This window comes from Candidatus Margulisiibacteriota bacterium (genome assembly GCA_041650635.1).
Classification (GTDB): Bacteria; Margulisbacteria; WOR-1; order JAKLHX01; family JBAZKV01; genus JBAZKV01.
The window spans coordinates 58,655-75,818 of the sequence record JBAZKV010000004.1; the positions used below are offsets into that span (position 1 = coordinate 58,655).

The 17,164-nt window shown below is 49.9% G+C and carries 23 protein-coding genes and 1 tRNA gene; 9 read left to right on the forward strand and 15 right to left on the reverse strand.

Annotated elements, in window-relative coordinates; all coding sequences use genetic code 11:
• The first annotated feature begins 21 nt into the window (after nt 1–21).
• From WC490_01845 to WC490_01865, 5 genes are read left to right on the forward strand one after another with little or no spacing between them, the layout of a single operon-like run.
• Entirely contained in the window at nt 22–426 is a 405-nt protein-coding gene (locus WC490_01845) for a Fur family transcriptional regulator (protein ID MFA5097354.1), read from the forward strand.
• 20 nt (nt 427–446) lie between these two features.
• Entirely contained in the window at nt 447–605 is a 159-nt protein-coding gene (locus tag WC490_01850) for a rubredoxin (GenBank protein MFA5097355.1), read from the forward strand.
• Between the two features lie 60 nt (nt 606–665).
• The gene (locus WC490_01855; GenBank protein ID MFA5097356.1) at nt 666–1,046 is read left to right on the forward strand and encodes a desulfoferrodoxin; all 381 of its coding nucleotides are present in this window, start codon (nt 666–668) and stop codon (nt 1,044–1,046) included.
• 45 nt (nt 1,047–1,091) lie between these two features.
• Nucleotides 1,092–1,667, forward strand: a complete 576-nt coding sequence (locus WC490_01860; GenBank protein MFA5097357.1) for a rubrerythrin family protein — start codon at nt 1,092–1,094, stop codon at nt 1,665–1,667.
• Entirely contained in the window at nt 1,664–2,290 is a 627-nt protein-coding gene (locus WC490_01865) for an N-glycosylase/DNA lyase (protein ID MFA5097358.1), read from the forward strand. Before WC490_01860 ends, WC490_01865 begins: the two co-directional genes overlap by 4 nt.
• A gap of 3 nt (nt 2,291–2,293) precedes the next feature.
• On the opposite strand, the gene WC490_01870 is transcribed toward WC490_01865, so the two are convergent.
• Nucleotides 2,294–3,334: a hypothetical protein gene (locus WC490_01870; protein MFA5097359.1), complete on the reverse strand. Its 1,041-nt coding sequence runs from the start codon at nt 3,332–3,334 to the stop codon at nt 2,294–2,296.
• 139 nt (nt 3,335–3,473) lie between these two features.
• Between WC490_01870 and WC490_01875 the strand changes: the two genes are divergently transcribed.
• Complete coding sequence (locus tag WC490_01875) at nt 3,474–3,698, forward strand: DUF167 domain-containing protein (GenBank protein ID MFA5097360.1); 225 nt, start codon at nt 3,474–3,476, stop codon at nt 3,696–3,698.
• Between the two features lie 74 nt (nt 3,699–3,772).
• Here WC490_01875 and WC490_01880 read toward each other — a convergent pair.
• The 4 genes from WC490_01880 to WC490_01895 form a co-directional block, all read right to left on the reverse strand.
• Nucleotides 3,773–3,843, reverse strand: a tRNA-Gln gene (locus WC490_01880).
• Nucleotides 3,844–3,868: 25 nt separating this feature from the next.
• Nucleotides 3,869–5,038 (reverse strand): GlmU family protein, encoded by a 1,170-nt coding sequence (locus tag WC490_01885; protein ID MFA5097361.1) that lies wholly within the window; start codon nt 5,036–5,038, stop codon nt 3,869–3,871.
• Nucleotides 5,038–5,826: a glucosamine-6-phosphate deaminase gene (nagB, locus tag WC490_01890; GenBank protein MFA5097362.1), complete on the reverse strand. Its 789-nt coding sequence runs from the start codon at nt 5,824–5,826 to the stop codon at nt 5,038–5,040. Before nagB ends, WC490_01885 begins: the two co-directional genes overlap by 1 nt.
• Nucleotides 5,823–7,085, reverse strand: a complete 1,263-nt coding sequence (locus WC490_01895; protein MFA5097363.1) for an acetate kinase — start codon at nt 7,083–7,085, stop codon at nt 5,823–5,825. Before WC490_01895 ends, nagB begins: the two co-directional genes overlap by 4 nt.
• Nucleotides 7,086–7,129: 44 nt before the next feature.
• Between WC490_01895 and WC490_01900 the strand changes: the two genes are divergently transcribed.
• The gene (locus tag WC490_01900; GenBank protein ID MFA5097364.1) at nt 7,130–8,065 is read left to right on the forward strand and encodes an aspartate carbamoyltransferase catalytic subunit; all 936 of its coding nucleotides are present in this window, start codon (nt 7,130–7,132) and stop codon (nt 8,063–8,065) included.
• Here WC490_01900 and WC490_01905 read toward each other — a convergent pair.
• The 6 genes from WC490_01905 to carA are packed head-to-tail and all read right to left on the reverse strand — an operon-like array spanning nt 8,062 to nt 13,415.
• On the reverse strand, nt 8,062–8,928 hold the full coding sequence (locus WC490_01905; GenBank protein ID MFA5097365.1) for a UbiA family prenyltransferase: 867 nt from the start codon (nt 8,926–8,928) through the stop codon (nt 8,062–8,064). The genes WC490_01900 and WC490_01905 overlap by 4 nt on opposite strands.
• Nucleotides 8,928–10,028, reverse strand: coding sequence for a bifunctional diaminohydroxyphosphoribosylaminopyrimidine deaminase/5-amino-6-(5-phosphoribosylamino)uracil reductase RibD (gene ribD / locus WC490_01910; GenBank protein MFA5097366.1), 1,101 nt, complete (start codon nt 10,026–10,028; stop codon nt 8,928–8,930). Before ribD ends, WC490_01905 begins: the two co-directional genes overlap by 1 nt.
• Nucleotides 10,029–10,679, reverse strand: coding sequence for a ribulose-phosphate 3-epimerase (rpe, locus tag WC490_01915; protein ID MFA5097367.1), 651 nt, complete (start codon nt 10,677–10,679; stop codon nt 10,029–10,031).
• Entirely contained in the window at nt 10,672–11,262 is a 591-nt protein-coding gene (locus WC490_01920; GenBank protein MFA5097368.1) for a PASTA domain-containing protein, read from the reverse strand. The genes rpe and WC490_01920 overlap by 8 nt, the downstream gene beginning before the upstream one ends.
• Before the next feature lie 2 nt (nt 11,263–11,264).
• Nucleotides 11,265–12,296, reverse strand: coding sequence for a serine/threonine-protein kinase (locus WC490_01925; GenBank protein MFA5097369.1), 1,032 nt, complete (start codon nt 12,294–12,296; stop codon nt 11,265–11,267).
• Nucleotides 12,297–13,415 carry a glutamine-hydrolyzing carbamoyl-phosphate synthase small subunit gene (carA, locus tag WC490_01930; protein ID MFA5097370.1) on the reverse strand — a complete coding sequence of 373 codons (1,119 nt, stop codon included), beginning with the start codon at nt 13,413–13,415 and terminating at the stop codon, nt 12,297–12,299. It abuts the gene before it with no gap.
• Nucleotides 13,416–13,491: 76 nt separating this feature from the next.
• Between carA and WC490_01935 the strand changes: the two genes are divergently transcribed.
• Nucleotides 13,492–13,680, forward strand: a complete 189-nt coding sequence (locus tag WC490_01935) for a hypothetical protein (GenBank protein MFA5097371.1) — start codon at nt 13,492–13,494, stop codon at nt 13,678–13,680.
• A gap of 3 nt (nt 13,681–13,683) precedes the next feature.
• Nucleotides 13,684–13,887, forward strand: a complete 204-nt coding sequence (locus WC490_01940) for a hypothetical protein (GenBank protein MFA5097372.1) — start codon at nt 13,684–13,686, stop codon at nt 13,885–13,887.
• A gap of 98 nt (nt 13,888–13,985) precedes the next feature.
• On the opposite strand, the gene WC490_01945 is transcribed toward WC490_01940, so the two are convergent.
• From WC490_01945 to galT, 4 genes are read right to left on the reverse strand one after another with little or no spacing between them, the layout of a single operon-like run.
• On the reverse strand, nt 13,986–14,846 hold the full coding sequence (locus WC490_01945) for an NAD(+)/NADH kinase (protein ID MFA5097373.1): 861 nt from the start codon (nt 14,844–14,846) through the stop codon (nt 13,986–13,988).
• A gap of 24 nt (nt 14,847–14,870) precedes the next feature.
• Nucleotides 14,871–15,389: a hypothetical protein gene (locus tag WC490_01950; GenBank protein ID MFA5097374.1), complete on the reverse strand. Its 519-nt coding sequence runs from the start codon at nt 15,387–15,389 to the stop codon at nt 14,871–14,873.
• Nucleotides 15,386–16,135: a TlyA family RNA methyltransferase gene (locus WC490_01955; GenBank protein MFA5097375.1), complete on the reverse strand. Its 750-nt coding sequence runs from the start codon at nt 16,133–16,135 to the stop codon at nt 15,386–15,388. The genes WC490_01950 and WC490_01955 overlap by 4 nt, the downstream gene beginning before the upstream one ends.
• Nucleotides 16,132–17,148, reverse strand: a complete 1,017-nt coding sequence (gene galT / locus WC490_01960; protein ID MFA5097376.1) for a galactose-1-phosphate uridylyltransferase — start codon at nt 17,146–17,148, stop codon at nt 16,132–16,134. Before galT ends, WC490_01955 begins: the two co-directional genes overlap by 4 nt.
• Nucleotides 17,149–17,164 lie beyond the last annotated feature (16 nt).

Consider the following 17,164-nt stretch of genomic DNA (forward strand, 5'->3'; position numbering starts at 1 on the left):
TTTATTGTAATCATTACATATATGGAAGAATTAAAGGATATTCTTGAATCAAGAGGGATAAAGCCAACCTATCAAAGGCTGGCTATATTCAAATATATCCATGACCACAAGGTTCATCCCACAGCTGACAGGCTCTACCGGAACCTGATTAAAATTATTCCTACCATGTCTAGAACTACGATCTATAACACTCTGTCAATGTTTGTCGAGAAAGGCCTTGCAAGGACAATTCTTATATCCCCGACAGAGGTTAGATATGATTCCGATATGTCAACGCACCATCATTTTTGGTGTGAAAAGTGCGGTAGAATCGAAGATTTGTTCTTTGACTGCGAAATAGCAAGAAAGGGGGAGATAGAAGGCAACATTATCAAAGAGGTCCATGGCTACTTTAAAGGTATTTGCAGGGACTGCAGAACCCATTAATAATAGAAAGGAGAGATTAATTGAAGAAATATATATGCCTGGTCTGCAATTATATCTATGACCCAGAAAAAGGGGACCCCGACGGGGGAGTGGCGCCGGGCACAGCGTTCGAAGCTATCCCCGACAGTTGGGTTTGCCCCGTTTGCGGAGCGTCAAAAGACCAGTTCAAGGAAGTGTGATAACAGAAAGATTCGAACAGAGCCGTTCAAAAAACTGCAATGAACATAAGGAGGTAAAAAATGGCGGTCAAAAAGAAATTGGAAGTATATAAATGCGGGGTTTGCGGCAATATTGTCGAAGTGCTTTTTGTCGGGGGGGGAAACCTTGTCTGCTGCGATAAGCTGATGCTTTTGCAGACAGAGAATACGGTAGATGCGGCACAGGAAAAACATGTGCCTGTGATAGAAAAGGTTGACGGGGGGATAAGGATCAAGGTCGGCTCCGTCGCGCACCCAATGGAAGATAAGCACTATATCCAGTGGGTTCAGGCTATTGTCGGGGACAAGACCTACAGGGAATTCCTTAAACCCGGGCAGGCTCCCGAAGCGTTCTTCCCGCTGAGCGGAAGCAATATCTCCGCAAGGGAGTACTGCAATCTGCACGGGCTCTGGAAAAGCTAAAGTAAAGACACCCCGCCGGGGCGTCTCAATAGAAAGGAGAAATCGATGAAATCAGTTAAGGGAACAAAGACCGAAAAGAACCTGTTGGCTTCGTTTGCGGGAGAATCCCAGGCAAGGAACCGCTATACCTATTTTGCCAGTGCGGCCAAAAAGGAAGGCTATGAGCAGATCTCGGCTATTTTTCTTGAGACAGCCGACAACGAAAAGGAGCATGCAAAAAGGTTCTTTAAATATCTGGAGGGAGGCGAGGCCCAGATAACTGCTTCGTATCCGGCAGGCATCATTGGGACCACGATACAGAACCTTGAAGAGGCGGCAGCCGGAGAGAATATGGAATGGACAAAGCTGTACAAAGAGGCGGCAGAAGTCGCGGACCAGGAAGGCTTTCCTGAGATCGCCGACCAGTTCAGGGAAATAGCCGAGGTCGAAGCCGAGCACGAAAAAAGGTACAGAAAACTGCTGTCCAATATAAAAACATCAACTGTTTTCAAAAAGGATAAGCCGGTCAAGTGGCACTGCAGGAACTGCGGCTATGTCCATGAAGGCAGCGAGGCTCCAAAGGAATGCCCGGCCTGCAAGCATCCTCAGGCTTATTATGAAATACTGTGTGAAAACTATTGAAAAAACTGATCGCTTCCGTTAACTCCCTTAAAAAGGGGGATATCGGTAACATAGTCTCGAAAAGGATAAAAGAGTTCAAGGCGCTGGGGATCGAACCGGCGCCTGAGCTTTTTAAGGAGCTTTGCTTTTGTATTCTTACCGCCAACTTTAATGCCGAAAGAGGGATCAAGATACAGAAAGAACTTGGCGAGAACTTTTTGGAGGACAAAGAGATAGAGCTTGCCTTAAGGCTTAAGAAAGCGGGGCACAGGTTCCCTAATACCAGGGCAAAATATATCGTTGAGGCAAGAAAGCACAAGAATATACTTAAGGATGCCATAAAAAACATCGGGAACCAGAGTGAACTGCGCGATTACCTGGTGAAGAAGATAAAGGGGATCGGATATAAGGAATGCAGCCATTTTCTGCGCAACATCGGATTTGACGAGTGTGCCATAATCGATTTTCATATCGTTGATATTTTGAGGGAGCACAAACTTATCGAGCCCGTAAAAACGATGTCCAAAAAGACATATCTTCACATAGAATCTATCCTTAGACAGCTTGCAAAAAAACTGGGGATTACCCTTGCGGAGCTGGACCTGTATCTGTGGTACCTTGAGACAGGAAAAGTGCTCAAATAAGCATTAAAACAAGAAGTCCAGAGAGAACCTTGTTCCGGAGCGAACAGAGCTTTTTCCGGAGGCCACGAACCACTGTCCCGAAACTTTGTTATTTGATATCCTTGACCAGCTTAATCCGTCATATTCCACTTTGACACTGTCAGGCTCCAAAAGAATTCTGGGAAGTCCCTGTCCTCTGGTCTGCCATCCCCTTTGTTTGACAAAACTCTCCATAAGAAGACGGTTAGGGTCTTTGGGAAGGCCCTTCCCAAGGTCCGTGGCTATGACCTTGATCCCTGACAGTAAAGGATCTCCCATTTGAGGATAGACCTCAACAATGCCTCCGTTGGCATATTCGGCCATGTTCATTATTAGTTCTACGAGGATATCATCAAGCTGCTGAGCCCGGCTTTCCCCGATGAAAGAAGCAAATCCCATAACATATTCATTCATCGGCCTGCAGAGCAATGCTGCTTCTTTTCCGGTCAGATGAGGCCTGCTTGGCGCTTCGTATCTGAACGGCAGACGCCGCAGAAGACCAAGAACAGGAGCGTTGAATCTCTCGATAAAGTCCTCCGCGGAAGGCCATACGCCAGACAGGTCTATTCCCCGGCACCAGGAATGAGAGCCCCCGGGATCATAAATGCTTAAATGAGCATGGTCTTTCCGGCTCCTTTTGCCGAGAAAGCATATGCCCTGAGGGATCATTGGATAATTCGGATCCTCTGCCGAAAAAATATCCATTATAAAGTGCGGATCCTCTTTTCTGCTGCAGAGGCTGATCTCAGCGCTTATCGATGGGAAAGGAGCAGGGATGATGCAGCTGGTCCTATGTGTTTCGGCGCCCGTCAGGGCCACAGCCGACTCGGCGAACATAGTCTCGCTGCTGCTGCCTTTGAAACAGGCAAGGAACCTTGTGAACGCGTCAAAGCCCGACAGCCTAAGACTCGCGGCCTTTGTCCCGCGGGCAAGACCTGCCTCCAGCAGTCCTGCGGCGCTGGACATAGAGCGCATTAGAGGGCGGTCAAACGACAGCCTGTTCAGGGCTCTTGTTATGCTTGTCATTCCATAGCATATATCGTCAGATAATACTTTGGATTTCGGATGGGAGCAAGGGACAAATGTTATACACTCATCTATAATTCCCTTAGTAGAGGTGTAAAAACCCGTTTTCCGGGAAAGGTTAAAGGTGTCAGATACGGTCATGAAAAAAATATCCGTTAAAGTGATACCCAGGGCTAAAAAAAAGAGGATAATCGAGGATAATGGTCTTTTTAAGGTCTATGTTAATGCCCCTGCTGTTGAAGGGAAGGCAAACAAGGCTGTTGTTGAAGCTCTGGCGGACCATTTTGGCGTCAAAAGAAAAGCAGTCTCTATAGTGTCAGGTGAGCGCTGCAGGGAAAAGGTGGTTAAAATAGAGGGGCTTTGACGGCTCCCCTTGTTCTTGTCCTAACTAGCAAGCAGATAACAAGGACAAGGACGAGGGAACCCGCTTTGCGAGTTCTGGGGGACCTGGATTTGAACCAGGACTGTCGCCTCCAAAGGGCGATGGCCTACCGTTAGCCGATCCCCCAATCCTTCGATCGCTCAGGACAAGCCCTACTTGAGCCCTTTTCTTTCATGCGTGGTTTCGGCAAGCAGTTTTCTGAACTGTTCCTCATATTTGGAGGTCATCTCTACTTTTCTTCTCTTCATTACCGCTCTGGCGGTTTCGATAGCTTTATCAATACCGTATTCAACAAAGCCCGAAGCGCCTCCCCAGGCAAAGGACGGGATAGATTTTGAAGGAAAACCCGGACCGAAGATATTGCTGGAGACCCCGACCACTGTGCCGGTATTGAACATGGTGTTGATGCCTGACTTGGAATGGTCTCCCATGAACAGTCCGACGAACAAGTTCCCGCTGTCGATCTGCTGCCCGTTTATCTGGACCTTTACGCTGCTATAGTTGTTCTTAAGGTCCGAGTTGTTGGTGTCGGCCCCGAGATTGACCCATTCGCAGATATAAGAATGACCGATAAAACCCTCGTGCTGTTTGTTGGAATATCCGTGGAAGACAGATGCTTCAACTTCCCCTCCTATTTTGCAATGCGGGCCAATAGTTGTCCCCCCATATATCTTGGCGCCGGCCTTTATCATGCTTTCTTTCCCTATATAGCAAGGCCCCATTACTACGGCATTCCCGAGTATCCTTACCCCGTCGTCGATGACGACAGGGCCTTCTTCCGCATCGATAAGAACTCCCGGTTTTATAACGGCATTTCTGCCTATAAAGATATCCCTCTTGTTGGTCATGTTCACGCCGATTATCATCTGGCCGGTCCTAAGGTTGGACGATTTAAGGCGGAGAAGTTCGGTGTCGGATATTATTTCTTTAGCGTTATTATGGACAAGGTCCCAGGGGTATGTGATAAGTCGCGCCTTCACCGTCCTTTTGTCAAGCTCGAGCTTCTCAAAGGCTTTCTGGTCGAGCGGCTTTTCGATGTCAATACCTTCGGCTATTTTGTTTTCTATGACCGCGGCTATAAGGACGCCGTCCTGGAGCAGCAGGCAGGGGCTTTTGCAGGCCTTAACCGACGATACAAGTTCGTCATCTGCCAGTACCCTGCCGTTGACAAACACGGTGAAATGGAAATTGGTCTTGCCAAAATAAGCTTCTGTTTTTTCCTTGAGCGTCAGGATCCCGCACTTAAGGTCATAAACCTTGCGCATATAGACGAGCGGCAGGAGCTTTTTTCGGTCCGTATCCTCAAAAACAAGTACTGCCATCAGATCTCTCCTTTCTCGCAGCGTTCCTGCATCTTTTCCACATAAATGTAATAATCTTTCCTTGACAGCTTTGCTGCTGCAGGTTCGTCCGCTATCAATACAGTGTTTGGATGCAGTTGCAGGGCTGAGGCCGGCACCATCGAAGTGACGGGGCCTTCCACGACCTTCTGAAGGATAGAAGCCTTATTTTCTCCGGAAACCAAAAAGACGATCTTTCTGGCTTCCATTATTGTTCCTATACCCATAGTGAGCACATATCTGGGCACTTCCTTTTCGGAATTGAAGAACCTGGAATTGTCCTTTACCGTCTGCTCTTCCAGGGTCTTGAGCCTTGTGCGGGAGCCAAGCGAAGAGCCAGGCTCGTTAAAGCCTATGTGTCCGTCGCTGCCAAGCCCCAGAAGCTGGAGGTCGATCCCTCCCTTCTGCTTTATTTCCCATTCATACTGCTTGCAGTATTCCTTTATGTTCTTTACTGTCCCGTCGGGGATCAGGGATTTGCCTTTTCTTATGTTGACATGCCTGAACAGGTGCTCGTTCATAAAGTAGTGATAGCTCTGCGGATGATCGTCCGCAAGCCCGTAATATTCGTCAAGGTTAAAAGTAAAGACCTTGGAAAAATCCGCCTCTCCTTCTTTGTATAGAGCTACAAGTTTCTCATAAGCGCCCATAGGAGTGGAGCCGGTGGCAAAACACAGAACGGAGGAAGGCTTTTCTTTAAGCTGCTGCGCGACTATTGAGGCTGCCTTGCGGCTTAACTCTTCGTAGTCCCTGGTTATTATTATCCTCATTTTCCGAAGTCCGATGACTCGAACGAGTAAGTGAATCTGGTATGGACCGCATAGCGTCCTTCCAGAATGGCCACAACATCTTCAATAAATACGAGCTCTTCATTGGTGGGGATCACCAGGACCCTGATGGCGGAGCCCTCCGCCGAAATATCCGACTCTTTTTCCCTTGTCTTTGCCAGAAGGTTCTTTTCCCTGTCCAGCTTGATGCCCAGCGGCTCAAGGCCGTCAAGAATGCGGGCGCGAAGGCCGGTGTCCAGCTCTCCGGCTCCGGCGGTAAACACTATGGCATCGGTACGGCCTATGGCGGCAAGATAGCTGCCGATGAACTTCTTGAGCCTGTATGCTTCCATCTCGATGGCAAGTCGGCACCTTTCGTCCCCCTGTGAGGCGGCTTTTTCTATGTCCCTTCTGTCGTTGTACTTGCCAGTTATTCCCAGGAGACCGCTCTTATTGTTAAGTATCTTGTCAATTTCTTTAACATAAAAGCCCTCTTTTTCTATCATGAAGAGGATTATACCCGGGTCGAGATTGCCGCACCTGGTCCCCATTATGGCGCCGTCCAGCGGAGTAATGCCCATGGTCGTATCGACGGAGACCCCGTTCTTGATCGCTGCAGCGCTTACCCCGTTGCCGATGTGTATGGTTATCGCGTTAAGCTCTGCGGGCTTTTTGCCCAGGAAAACCGCGGCTCTCTTTGAAACATAAAGATGAGACGTGCCGTGAAAACCGTACCTTCTGACGCCGTACATCTTGTACCATTCGTAGGGCACCGCGTACAGATAGGCGCTGGGCGGCATGGTCTGGTGAAAAGCAGTATCGAACACCGCAACATTTTGGACCCCGGGAAGGGCGGCTTTGGCTGCCTCTATCCCGGCGATGTTGGGCGGGTTGTGAAGAGGCGCCAGGTCCTGGACGGACTTGATCGCTTCCAGTACGCTGTCATCCACAAGCACGGAAGAATGGAATTTTTCGCCTCCGTGGACCACCCTGTGGCCCACTGCCGAGATCTCTTTCAGGCTCTTTAGCGGGCCGAATTCCGGGTCGGTCAAAAGCCCCAGGATGAGCTTTATCGCCGAGCCGTGGTCCGGGCAGTCCTTTTCGAACCTCTTCTTTTCCCCTTGCTCGGTCTCGTGGCAGACAGCGCCCCCGCTGCTGCCTATCCTTTCCAAAAGGCCTTTGCAGATGACGAGTTTTTTTGACCAGTCGTACAGTTGGTATTTGACGGAAGAACTTCCGCAGTTCAGAGCGAGAATTTTCATGTCTACTCTGTGTATGATATAATACTCCAGGGCAAAAATCAACAATGGCTCTAAAGTCAAAACACCTCCTCGGCATAAAAGAACTGACCGCCTCCGAGATCAATTTGATACTTGACACGGCCGAAGCCATGAAAGAGGTCCTGTCCCGGCCGATGAGAACAGTGCCGGCACTTCAGGGAAAGATGATCACCAACCTTTTTTACGAGCCAAGCACAAGGACAAGGACCTCTTTTGAAACAGCCGCAAAACACCTGTCAGCCTCGGTAGGCAGCGTTGCGGCCTCCAGCAGCAGCATTGTAAAGGGAGAAAGCCTTGTTGACACCGCGAAAAACCTTGAGGCCCTGGGAGTTAATGCCATTGTGGTGCGCCATTCCATGTCCGGAGCTCCCCATCTGATAGCAAAGAACATTTCCGGCTCGGTCATTAATGCGGGCGACGGCTGCAACGAACACCCCACGCAGGCGCTCCTTGACATTTTTACCATGCGCGAAAAAAAGGGGAGCCTTAAAGGGAAAAAGGTTGTTATAGTCGGGGACATACTTCACAGCCGGGTAGCCAGGAGCAACATGTGGGGGCTTTTAAAAATGGGAGCTGCTGTGTCCGTTGTGGGGCCGCCAACCCTGATGCCGAAAGGCCTGGAGGAGACCGGAGTTAAAGTGTCGTTTGACCTTAAGAGCGAGATAAAGGATGCCGACTTCATAAATATCCTGCGAATACAGCTGGAAAGGCAGAAAGACAGCCTCTTCCCTTCGCTCCAGGAATATGCGGACCTGTTCGGCCTTAACTCAGAGATGCTTAAAAATGCCAGAAAAGATGTTGTCATACTGCATCCCGGGCCCATAAACAGGGGAGTGGAAATGACCTCCGAGATAGCCGACGGTCCTTACAATGTGATACTTGAACAGGTGACCAACGGAGTGGCGGTAAGAATGGCGGTCCTGTTCCTCCTGCTGGGCAGCGGAAAGCACAGGCCTCTCTAACTGAACCTCATCAGAGCGGAAACGGCCAATATCCACAAAGCAATATCGATAAAGACCGCGATGTCGGTACTTACCTGTTTTTCCAGCGGCCGGGGCGAGCCAAGGTCGTATGTCAGGTAAAAGATCCTGTAGATAAAATAGACCGCAAAGGGTATCGTATAAACAAGGTTATACCTTATCCCGTCAGGGCCGATCAGGGCATAGAGAATGTAGACCGAAAGCACAAGAGGTACCGAAAAAGAGATCAAACTGTCCAAAAGCGAAGCATAAGGCCCGGAAGAGAGGGGCGAAGAAGGGGCCTTTTGTGCGTCAAGGAGAAAAGCGCGCTTTCTTTCGCAAAAAACCAGAAGGACGGAGACGAGCATGACAAATACCAGCAGCCAGGAAGAAACCGGCTTTGATATGGCAACAGTTCCCGCGATAAGACAAAGCGATATCTCTGCAGACACGGCAAGCGCATCAAGGACGAAATGGTTCTTTAACAGCAGGAAATAAGACAAGGATACAAAAAAATAACCGGTAGCTGCCAGTCCGAAAACCGGTCCCAGAAGGAAGGCGGCGGTAAAAGCGCCTGCTAAAATGACCGCTGTCCCGAATTCGGCCCTTTCTATGCCGAGCTGCCCGCTGGCCACAGGCAGGGTCCTCTTGAGCGGGTCCTTTATGTCCTCTTCTTTATCTATGATGTCGTCGATTATGCTTATGGAACCCGACAGAAGGGAGAATACGACAAAAGCCACCGTCAGTTTGATAACATAGACAAGGTTGAGAAGGTCCCCGGTAAACAGAAGCGGCAGGAAAATGACCAGATGCCTCCACCAGCGGTCAGGCCTCATGGTAACGAGGAGAAGTTCAAAGGTTTTCATTATTTGATATAGCCCTCGACCATTATATCATTGCCCATCCTTTTCATGCCCACATCCTTTAGGCTGAGAGCATCTTTCATGGACAAGATCCCGTCCCCTTCTACCGGAGAGGGGGCATCCCTTCCTCCGATAAGCTTTGGCGCTATAAAATAAACGACCTTATCCACGATTTTTTGTTTAAGCGCTCTTGCAGCAGTGATCCCTCCGCCTTCTATAAGAACGCTGCAGATACCGCCCCTTCCAAGCTCCTTCAAAAGGTGTTTGAGATTTATGACCCCGTTTTTCGCCGGGGCAATTACTATTTGGGCTCCTTTTCTTTCGAGTTTACGGAGTTTTACCGGGGAGGCTTTTGAGGTTACTGCTATGATAGTTTCCGCACCATTCCCAATGACTTTGGCATTTAAAGGTGTTTTTGCCAGCGGATCTATTACTATCCTTATGGGCTGAACAGCAGGCTCTTTCCCCTTTTGCCTTGATGTTAGAAGGGGATCATCTTTTAGGACCGTTCCGATCCCAACCATTACAGCATCGACCCTGCTCCTGAGTTCGTGCACATAACGCCTGGAAAGCTTTCCGGAAACCCAGCGGCTGTCGCCCGTGCTGGTGGCTATCTTGCCGTCAAGTGTGGAGGCGGATTTGAGCATGACAAAAGGCAGTCCGGTGGTTATGTGCTTAATAAAGAACTCGTTTAGCCTTGCCGCCTCTTTTTCAAGCACCCCGGTCCTTACTTTTATGCCTGCCCTTTTCAGCGCCCTGAACCCTTTTCCATTGACCAGGGGATTGGGGTCTTTGATCGCCGCCACCACCCGCTTGATCCCCGACCTGATGAGAAGGTCTGTGCAGGGAGGGTTCTTTCCCCAGTGGCAGCAGGGCTCAAGAGTGATGTAAAGAGTGGAGCCCTTGGCACTTTTCCCCGCGGCTTTAACGGCATAATGCTCCGAATGAGGCTCGCCGAATTTTTTGTGAAGGCCGGTGCCTATCACTTTCCCTGCTTTAACAAGGACAGCGCCAACCAGAGGATCCGGGGAAACATGAGGCCAGGCCTTTGAAGCAAGTTTCAGCGCCAGCTTCATGTATTCTTTGTCTTTATCCGGGGCCATCTATTTTGCCGTCCTTATGCGGCTTATGGCAGTACCGTAATCTTTTGAGTAGAACACCGCGGACCCAGCCACAAGTATGTTAGCCCCGGCATCTACGGCTTCTTTAGCGGTCTGCGGGTTTATTCCTCCGTCCACTTCTATGTCAAGGCCCAGCTCTCTTTTATTTGCGGTCTCTCTTATGGCCCGGACGCTTTTTAGCGCGTCCGGAATGAACTTTTGCCCCTCAAAACCAGGGAAAACGGTCATTACGAGAACCATCTTTACCTTGTCAAGAAATCGCTCTATGGCTTGTGCCGGAGTGTCAGGATTTATAGCAAGCGCCGGAGCCGCTCCAAGGTCTTCAATCATCTTTATAAGCTTAAGAGGGTCCGGGGTCGTTTCTATGTGGAAAGAGATAATGCCGCTGCCGGCTTTGATGAAAGCCTCGACATATCTTTCCGGGTTCTCTATCATAAGATGAGTGTCAAGGGTAAGGGAAGTGCTTTTTCTTGCAGCCTTGACCACAAGAGGCCCGATGGTTATGTTCCTGACAAAATGCCCGTCCATGACATCGATGTGCAAAAGGTCCGCTCCGGCCTTTTCCACTGCCGAGATCTCCTGACCCAGACGGGAAAAATCGGCCGATAGTATGGAGGGAGCTACTTTAATCATTTTGTTCTCCTTTGGCCGATACCGTTATGGCTACCGAAGAACCTCCCGAAAGCGCTACTCCTGCTCCGGGGGACTGGTCTATAACCGTATCCTCGGCAGACCCCTCAGACACTACAAAAGTCTCTTCTATTATGAACCCTTTTTCGGAAAGAAGGTCTTCGGCCGCCTGTCTGGAAAGCCCCACCACATTCGGGACAGCGGTGCCTTTTTCCATAGCACTGAGCACGATCTCGACTGTTCTGCCGGCTTTGACTTTTTTACCTGCCGGAGGTCTTTGTGAAAGCACGGTCCCGGCCGCTTTTTTTGAAAAAGAAATACCGCTTATTTCCGGCGCCAGGCCGGCATCTTTTACTGCGGAAAAGGCCTCTGAGCTGGATAGCCCCAGCACATTTGGGACCAGAGTTTCCCTGGCCGAGGTCCCGTACATCCAGACAAAGGAATTGAAAGCCACCGGAATGAGAATAAGGCACAACAGGATCCCTGCCGCAAGAGGCCCAAAGGTCAGCCTGCCCGAACCGAACAGATAACCGGCTATTCCCACTATTGCTGCGGCGCCCAAAAAATACAGGTACTGCTCTGTCATGGTTATTCTCCCATTACAAGTATTTGGACCAGCGAGTAGATCATCCCGCCGGCCACTGAAGCCAGAAAGGCGGCAAGCATCCAGCGGAAGAGGCTCCTTCCGCTTTTTCTGCCTTCCGCCTGCTCAAACTCCTTTTTTTCTGCCTCTTTCTTTTTTTCTTCCGGGGTCTCTTTTTTTCCGTTGTCAAAAATGCCCAGCTCCGGCATTTCTATGGAGAGGCAGTGGGGCAGCATGAGGGCGCTGTTTTCAAGGCTCTCCTTTACATAGGAAGCCGAAGGAAACCTCAAAAGAGGGTCCCTTTCGAGGCATTTCATGACTATGTCATCCATAAATTTGGGGACCTTGGGATTTAGCGCGGAAGGGGACTGAGGGGAGCAGCGCACTTTTTTGAGCGCCGCAAGCACCGGCCTTTTTTCCTCAGAAAAAGGCAGGCACCCCGTAAGACAGAGGTACATGAATATTCCAAGCTTGTAGATATCGGAGCTTACATCAGGAGCCTGTCCCAGTATCTCTTCGGGGGACAGGTATGCCGAGCCTTTTTCCATGAGGGTAGAGGAGAGCTTTTCTATGGAACTGTTGACCGCAGCGTTAATGCCGAAATCCGCCACCTTAATTTTAGAACCTTCCAAAAAAATGTTCCCCGGGCTAAGGTTCCCATGCACTATTTTGCTTTTGTGCGCGGCTTCAAGAGCTTCGCAGATGCCTTCCGCAATGCCGCGCGCTTTTTCCACTTCGAGAGGTTTTTTGGCGGAGGAAAAGTCGCTGCCTTCGACGAATTCACGGACAAAGTAGAAGCCCTGCCAGCCGTAATCACCGTCCAGCAGTCTGGGAACGGAAGGATGGTCCAGCCTCGAAAGGACGGAGATGTCTTTTTTGAGTTTCTTGGTCAGAATACTGTTCAAATAGCTGCGCTTGAAGATCTTAATAAGAAGATTTGCGCCGGTTTCCGCGTGTGAGCCCCTGTAAGTAATGCTCCGGTCGCTTTCGCAAAGCTTGCCCGTGATCTTATATTTGCTCTTTAAGATCCTGTCCATTTACTGTTTCTTTTCCATCATGGAAACAAAGCGGTTGAACAAGGCCTGGCTGTCCAAAGGGCCGGGAGATGCCTCGGGATGATACTGAACGGAGAAAACGGGCATGAATTTGTGGGAAAAGCCTTCGCAGGTCCCGTCGTTAAGGTTTATGTGGGTTATCTCTATATTGGTGTTCTTAAAAGACGAGGCCTCTACGGCAAACCCGTGGTTTTGTGAGGTTATCTCTACCTTTCCCGTCCTTAAGTCCTTGACCGGATGATTGCTTCCTCTGTGGCCGAACTTGAGCTTGAATGTCTTTGCCCCAAAAGCAAGAGCAAGTATCTGATGGCCGAGGCAGATCCCGAAGATGGGAAGCTTTCCTGCGAGCTTCTGGGCGGCTTCTATCCCGTAGGACACCGCGGAGGGATCGCCGGGACCGTTTGAGAACAGGACCCCGTCGGGTTTCATCTTAAGCACCTCTTCTGCTGCAGTTGTCCCTGGTACCACCATTACCCTGCAATTGAGCGAGCTCAAGATCCTCAATATGTTATGCTTGACCCCAAAATCATAAACCACTACTTGGTGCTGAGACCCCAGTTTTTTTGCGCTGCCCTTTAAGAAATCCCTGCGGCCCTCTTCCCACCGGTAGGGGGCCTTACAGCTCACCTCTTTTGCAAGGTCGGCTCCGTTCATTGACCTTGAAGCAAGCACTTTCTTGTGCAGGCTGCCGATGTCAAGGTCTTCCGTAGAAATAGCGCTGCGCATGGCCCCGCGGTTCCTTATGTGCCTCGTAATAGCCCTTGTGTCAACATTGCAAAGCCCGGTTATAGCGTTTTTTTTCAGATACTCTCCAAGGCTCTCCTGCGCCCTCCAGCTGCTGAAGATGCGGCTTTCCTGCCTAACGACAAAGCCGGAGGCAAAGATCCGTCTTGATTCCGTATCGTCGGGATTGACCCCGTAGTTGCCTATCAGAGGATAGGTCATGGTCACGATCTGTCCCTGGTAGGAGGGGTCCGTCAGCACTTCCTGATAACCGGTCATCCCGGTGTTAAAAACGGCCTCGCCAAAAGCCGTCCCGCAGGAGCCAAAGGCTTCGCCCTCAAAATAGGCCCCATCCTCCAGCATAAGAATGCCTTTCATACTAGACCTATTATATGCCAAACCGGTGAAATTATCAAAAGAAACTAACGATAGATATATGAAGGGGGAAAGGCAGATGACAGACCAGCTCAAAAAAGACTTTACCGCAATAGAAAGAATAGAGATAAGCGGCAAGAAGTATCTCTTAAGGTCAAATTATAACACCCCCAAAGACGACCAGACCCTTGGCAGTTTTATAAGCATACTTGCAAACAGCTTCAAGTCTCAGGCCCAGGCCCCCAAGACCGTCTGTCACTGGAGATAAAAAATGGGGAACCCTAAAATGCTGAAAGCTATAAACCAGGTGGTTTTTAACCAGTACATAGAACACATAAAAGGCGCGGGGCTCTACAATGTTACGCTTTGCGGCTGCAGGCAGGGCGCCCCGGACCCGGAACTTCAAAAGACCTTTATCCTGATCAAGGACCTGAAAAAGTGGTGCTTCATGAACAGGTTCGAGATCATTAACTGAACCAGGTTGCCTTATTTTCTTGGCCAACTACCCCCGGTGATCCCGGGGTTTTTGGTTTCTTGCCCTGAGCGAACGAGCAAAGCGAGTGAGTCGAAGGGCTAGCCCTCCCAGCCAAGCTTGCCTTTGAGCACAGAAAAGAAATTGCGGTGCTTAAGGCGAACGAATTTTGTCATGCTGTCGGCCCTGGTTATCAGGACCTCATCCCCGGTCCCCAGCTTTATAACGGTCTGCCCGTCAAGGGTCAGCGTCCCGTCCATTCCCTTTGGCACCGAAACCACCTTTATCTTTAAGGCCCCTTTGCTGTCTATCACAATGGACCTGTTGCTGATGGAGGTCGAGCAGATGGCTGTAAGTATCAAAGACTTAAGGGAAGAATCGAGAATTGGGCCGCCGGCCGACAGGTTATGCCCGGTAGATCCTGTTGGCGTGGAAACTATCAGTCCGTCCGAGCCGTAGGTCGTGACAAGATTGCCGTTGTGCCAGGCTTCAAGCCTTATCAGCCTTGCTATGCCGTTCTTTCCTATCACCGCGTCGTTAAGGGCAAGCGAAGAGCTGATAGTCTTTTTTTCTCTTTTCACTTTTACATCCAGCATCATTCTCCGGTCCAAAAAATAGCCGCCCGCTATTATTTTAGGAAGGACTTCAAGCACTTCTTCTATGCCAACCTCGGTCAAAAACCCCCTGCGCCCCAGGTTGATGCCGAGTATGGGAAGGTCCAGGGAAGAAAAAAGACGCGCGCTCCTGAGCATGGTCCCGTCCCCGCCCACGGCAAGCAGGAAAGAGGCTTTTTTGAAGGATGAAATAATGCGCGGCGATGCGGGAACACCTTTTAAAAGCCCGGCCTGGTCCTTTAACACAAGTATTGTGTGCTTCCTTATTGCAAGGTCCCTGATAAGATCACCCGCATAATCCAGAACCCTTTTGTCGCCTTCTTTAATGAACACTCCCAGGACAGCCATCTTTTGCCCCTCCGGATCGCGGCCCTATAATATTTTCAAGGCCAGCAATACCATTATAGATAATAATGCCGTGATAATAAACAGCCTGAGCCGGAAAACTTTTCTTTTTTCCTCGTCAAACCCCACCAGATGTACCCTGCCGTTCTTCATGTCCACCAGAAGAACGCCGTCCGGTTTGAATGCCGCATTGTATTCCAGCAGCTGTCTCCTGATGCCCGGGTCAAGCAGCTTTCCCTCCAGATCCCTGTCCTTTACCTCTGCCACATATATCCTGCAGCGCTTTTTGACAATGTAGTCGGCAATGACAACTGTCTCAGTTCTCTGCCCGTCAACAAAAAATACCAGAGGCATTCTTTTCTGGGTCTCGATTATTTCGTAGCCTTTTCTCTCTAGCAGATCCTGTGCTTTTTCTTCTGCGAGTTTTGCCCGGACCGAGCGATGTCTGTGCCTGCGGCTTTTCAGCAGCCTTAAGATCCAGATGGTCGCAATGATGCCAAGTAATAATCCGAAGGCCGTATAGATATAGATCCCGGGTTCGTTCATTTTTTGAGATGGATAAGGAACTCGATATTGCCGTCGGCTCCTTTTATAGGGGAAACGCAGGAGCCCTCAAAAGAAAAACCGGTTTCTATTGCCGATGCCGCAGCATTCTTGAGCACCAGTTCATGTGTGTTGTTGTCCCTGACAATGCCGCCTTTGCCCACCAGGGCCCTGCCGGCCTCGAACTGGGGTTTTACTAGGGCGGCCGCCTCGGCCTTTTCGGACAGAAGGCCGTATACCGCAGGGAGTATCTTTGACAGCGATATGAAGGAAACATCTATAACGGCAAGAGAGGCCCGATGGCTTTTGTCATCATCTTTTCCGTAAAGCGCCTCTGGTGTCAGGTTCCTCGCATTGGTCCTTTCTATAACCACTACTCTGCTGTCGTTCCTTACCTTTAGGTCCATCTGACCGTAGCCCACATCCACCGCGTATACCTTTTCTGCTCCGTTCTGCAGAAGGCAGTCGGTAAAGCCGCCGGTGGAGGCCCCTATGTCAAGGCAGATCCTGCCGCAGGGATCGATCCCAAACTTACCGAGAGCCTTCTCAAGTTTTAGTCCGCCTCTGGACACATATTTAAGCCGGTTCCCAAGTATCTTAACGGTGCTTTTTTCGTCTATCAGAGTTCCGGACTTGTCTATTTTTTGCCCGTCCACAAGAACGCTGCCGGCCATTATTACAGCCTGTGCTTTGGCCCGGGAATCAAAAAGACCTCTTTCAAGGAGAAGAACATCAAGCCTTTTTTTCATGCCGGGATGTCTTTTAGAAATTTGGCAGCTTCTTCGGGAATGACGGTGTTTATGAAGATCCCGGACCCGAGTTCAAAGCCGGCTACAGCCGAAACTTTCGGGATTATCCTCATGTGCCAGTGATAGTACTCTCCGCCGGATTCCTGCGGTGGCGCAGAGCCGATGATATAGTTGTAATCGGGGTTATTAAGCGCCTTGTCTATCTTTCTAAGCGTGTTCCTTGTAATATAGGCGAATTCTTTTGCCATATTCTCCGTGATGTCCTTAAAGCAGGCCTGATGGATCTTTGGCAGTATATAGGTCTCGAACGGGGACCTCGAGGCATAAGGCTCAAAACAGATAAAATTGTCGGTTTCAAGGACGATGCGCTCGTTAACTTCTTTTTCTTTTGCCAGCATGTCGCAGTAAACACATCTTCCCTCGTCGTCAAAATACCTCATGGCCTCCTCGAGGCGGTGGCGCACATGAGTCGGAGTGACCGGGGCGGCGATGATCTGCGAATGCGGGTGTTTTATCGAAGTCCCGGCCGACCTGCCGTGGTTCCTGAAAATAATTATTATTTCAAAATCAGGATTCTTGCTGAGAGCTATATACCTTTCCCTGTAGGCCAGAAAGATCTCCTCCACCTGATGCTGATCCATTGTTGCGATATGCGATGCGTGGTCCGGAGTCTCTATTATTACCTCGTGGCTGCCGATGCCGTCCATGTGGCGAAAAAAGTCATGTTCCTTGAACCTTTTGGGGCTGCCGTCCTGCACAAGCGCGGCAAATTTGTTGGGGACCACCCGGACCCACCAGCCGGGAGTATCGGGCTTGGTGCCAAAGGCCCTGTAAGCCATGATCTCTTTCGGCGTTTTGTTCTCGTTGCCGCAGCAGAAAACGCAGTTCTCCTTTTCTTCCCGGGACTCTTCCTCTTTTGGTTTTTCCACGGCAAAATCATCGGGCCTTCTGGCCCTTTCCTTGGCTATTATGACCCATTCTTTGGTCGCGGGGTTCTGTCTTAAGTCGGGCATGGAGTAATTATATCTG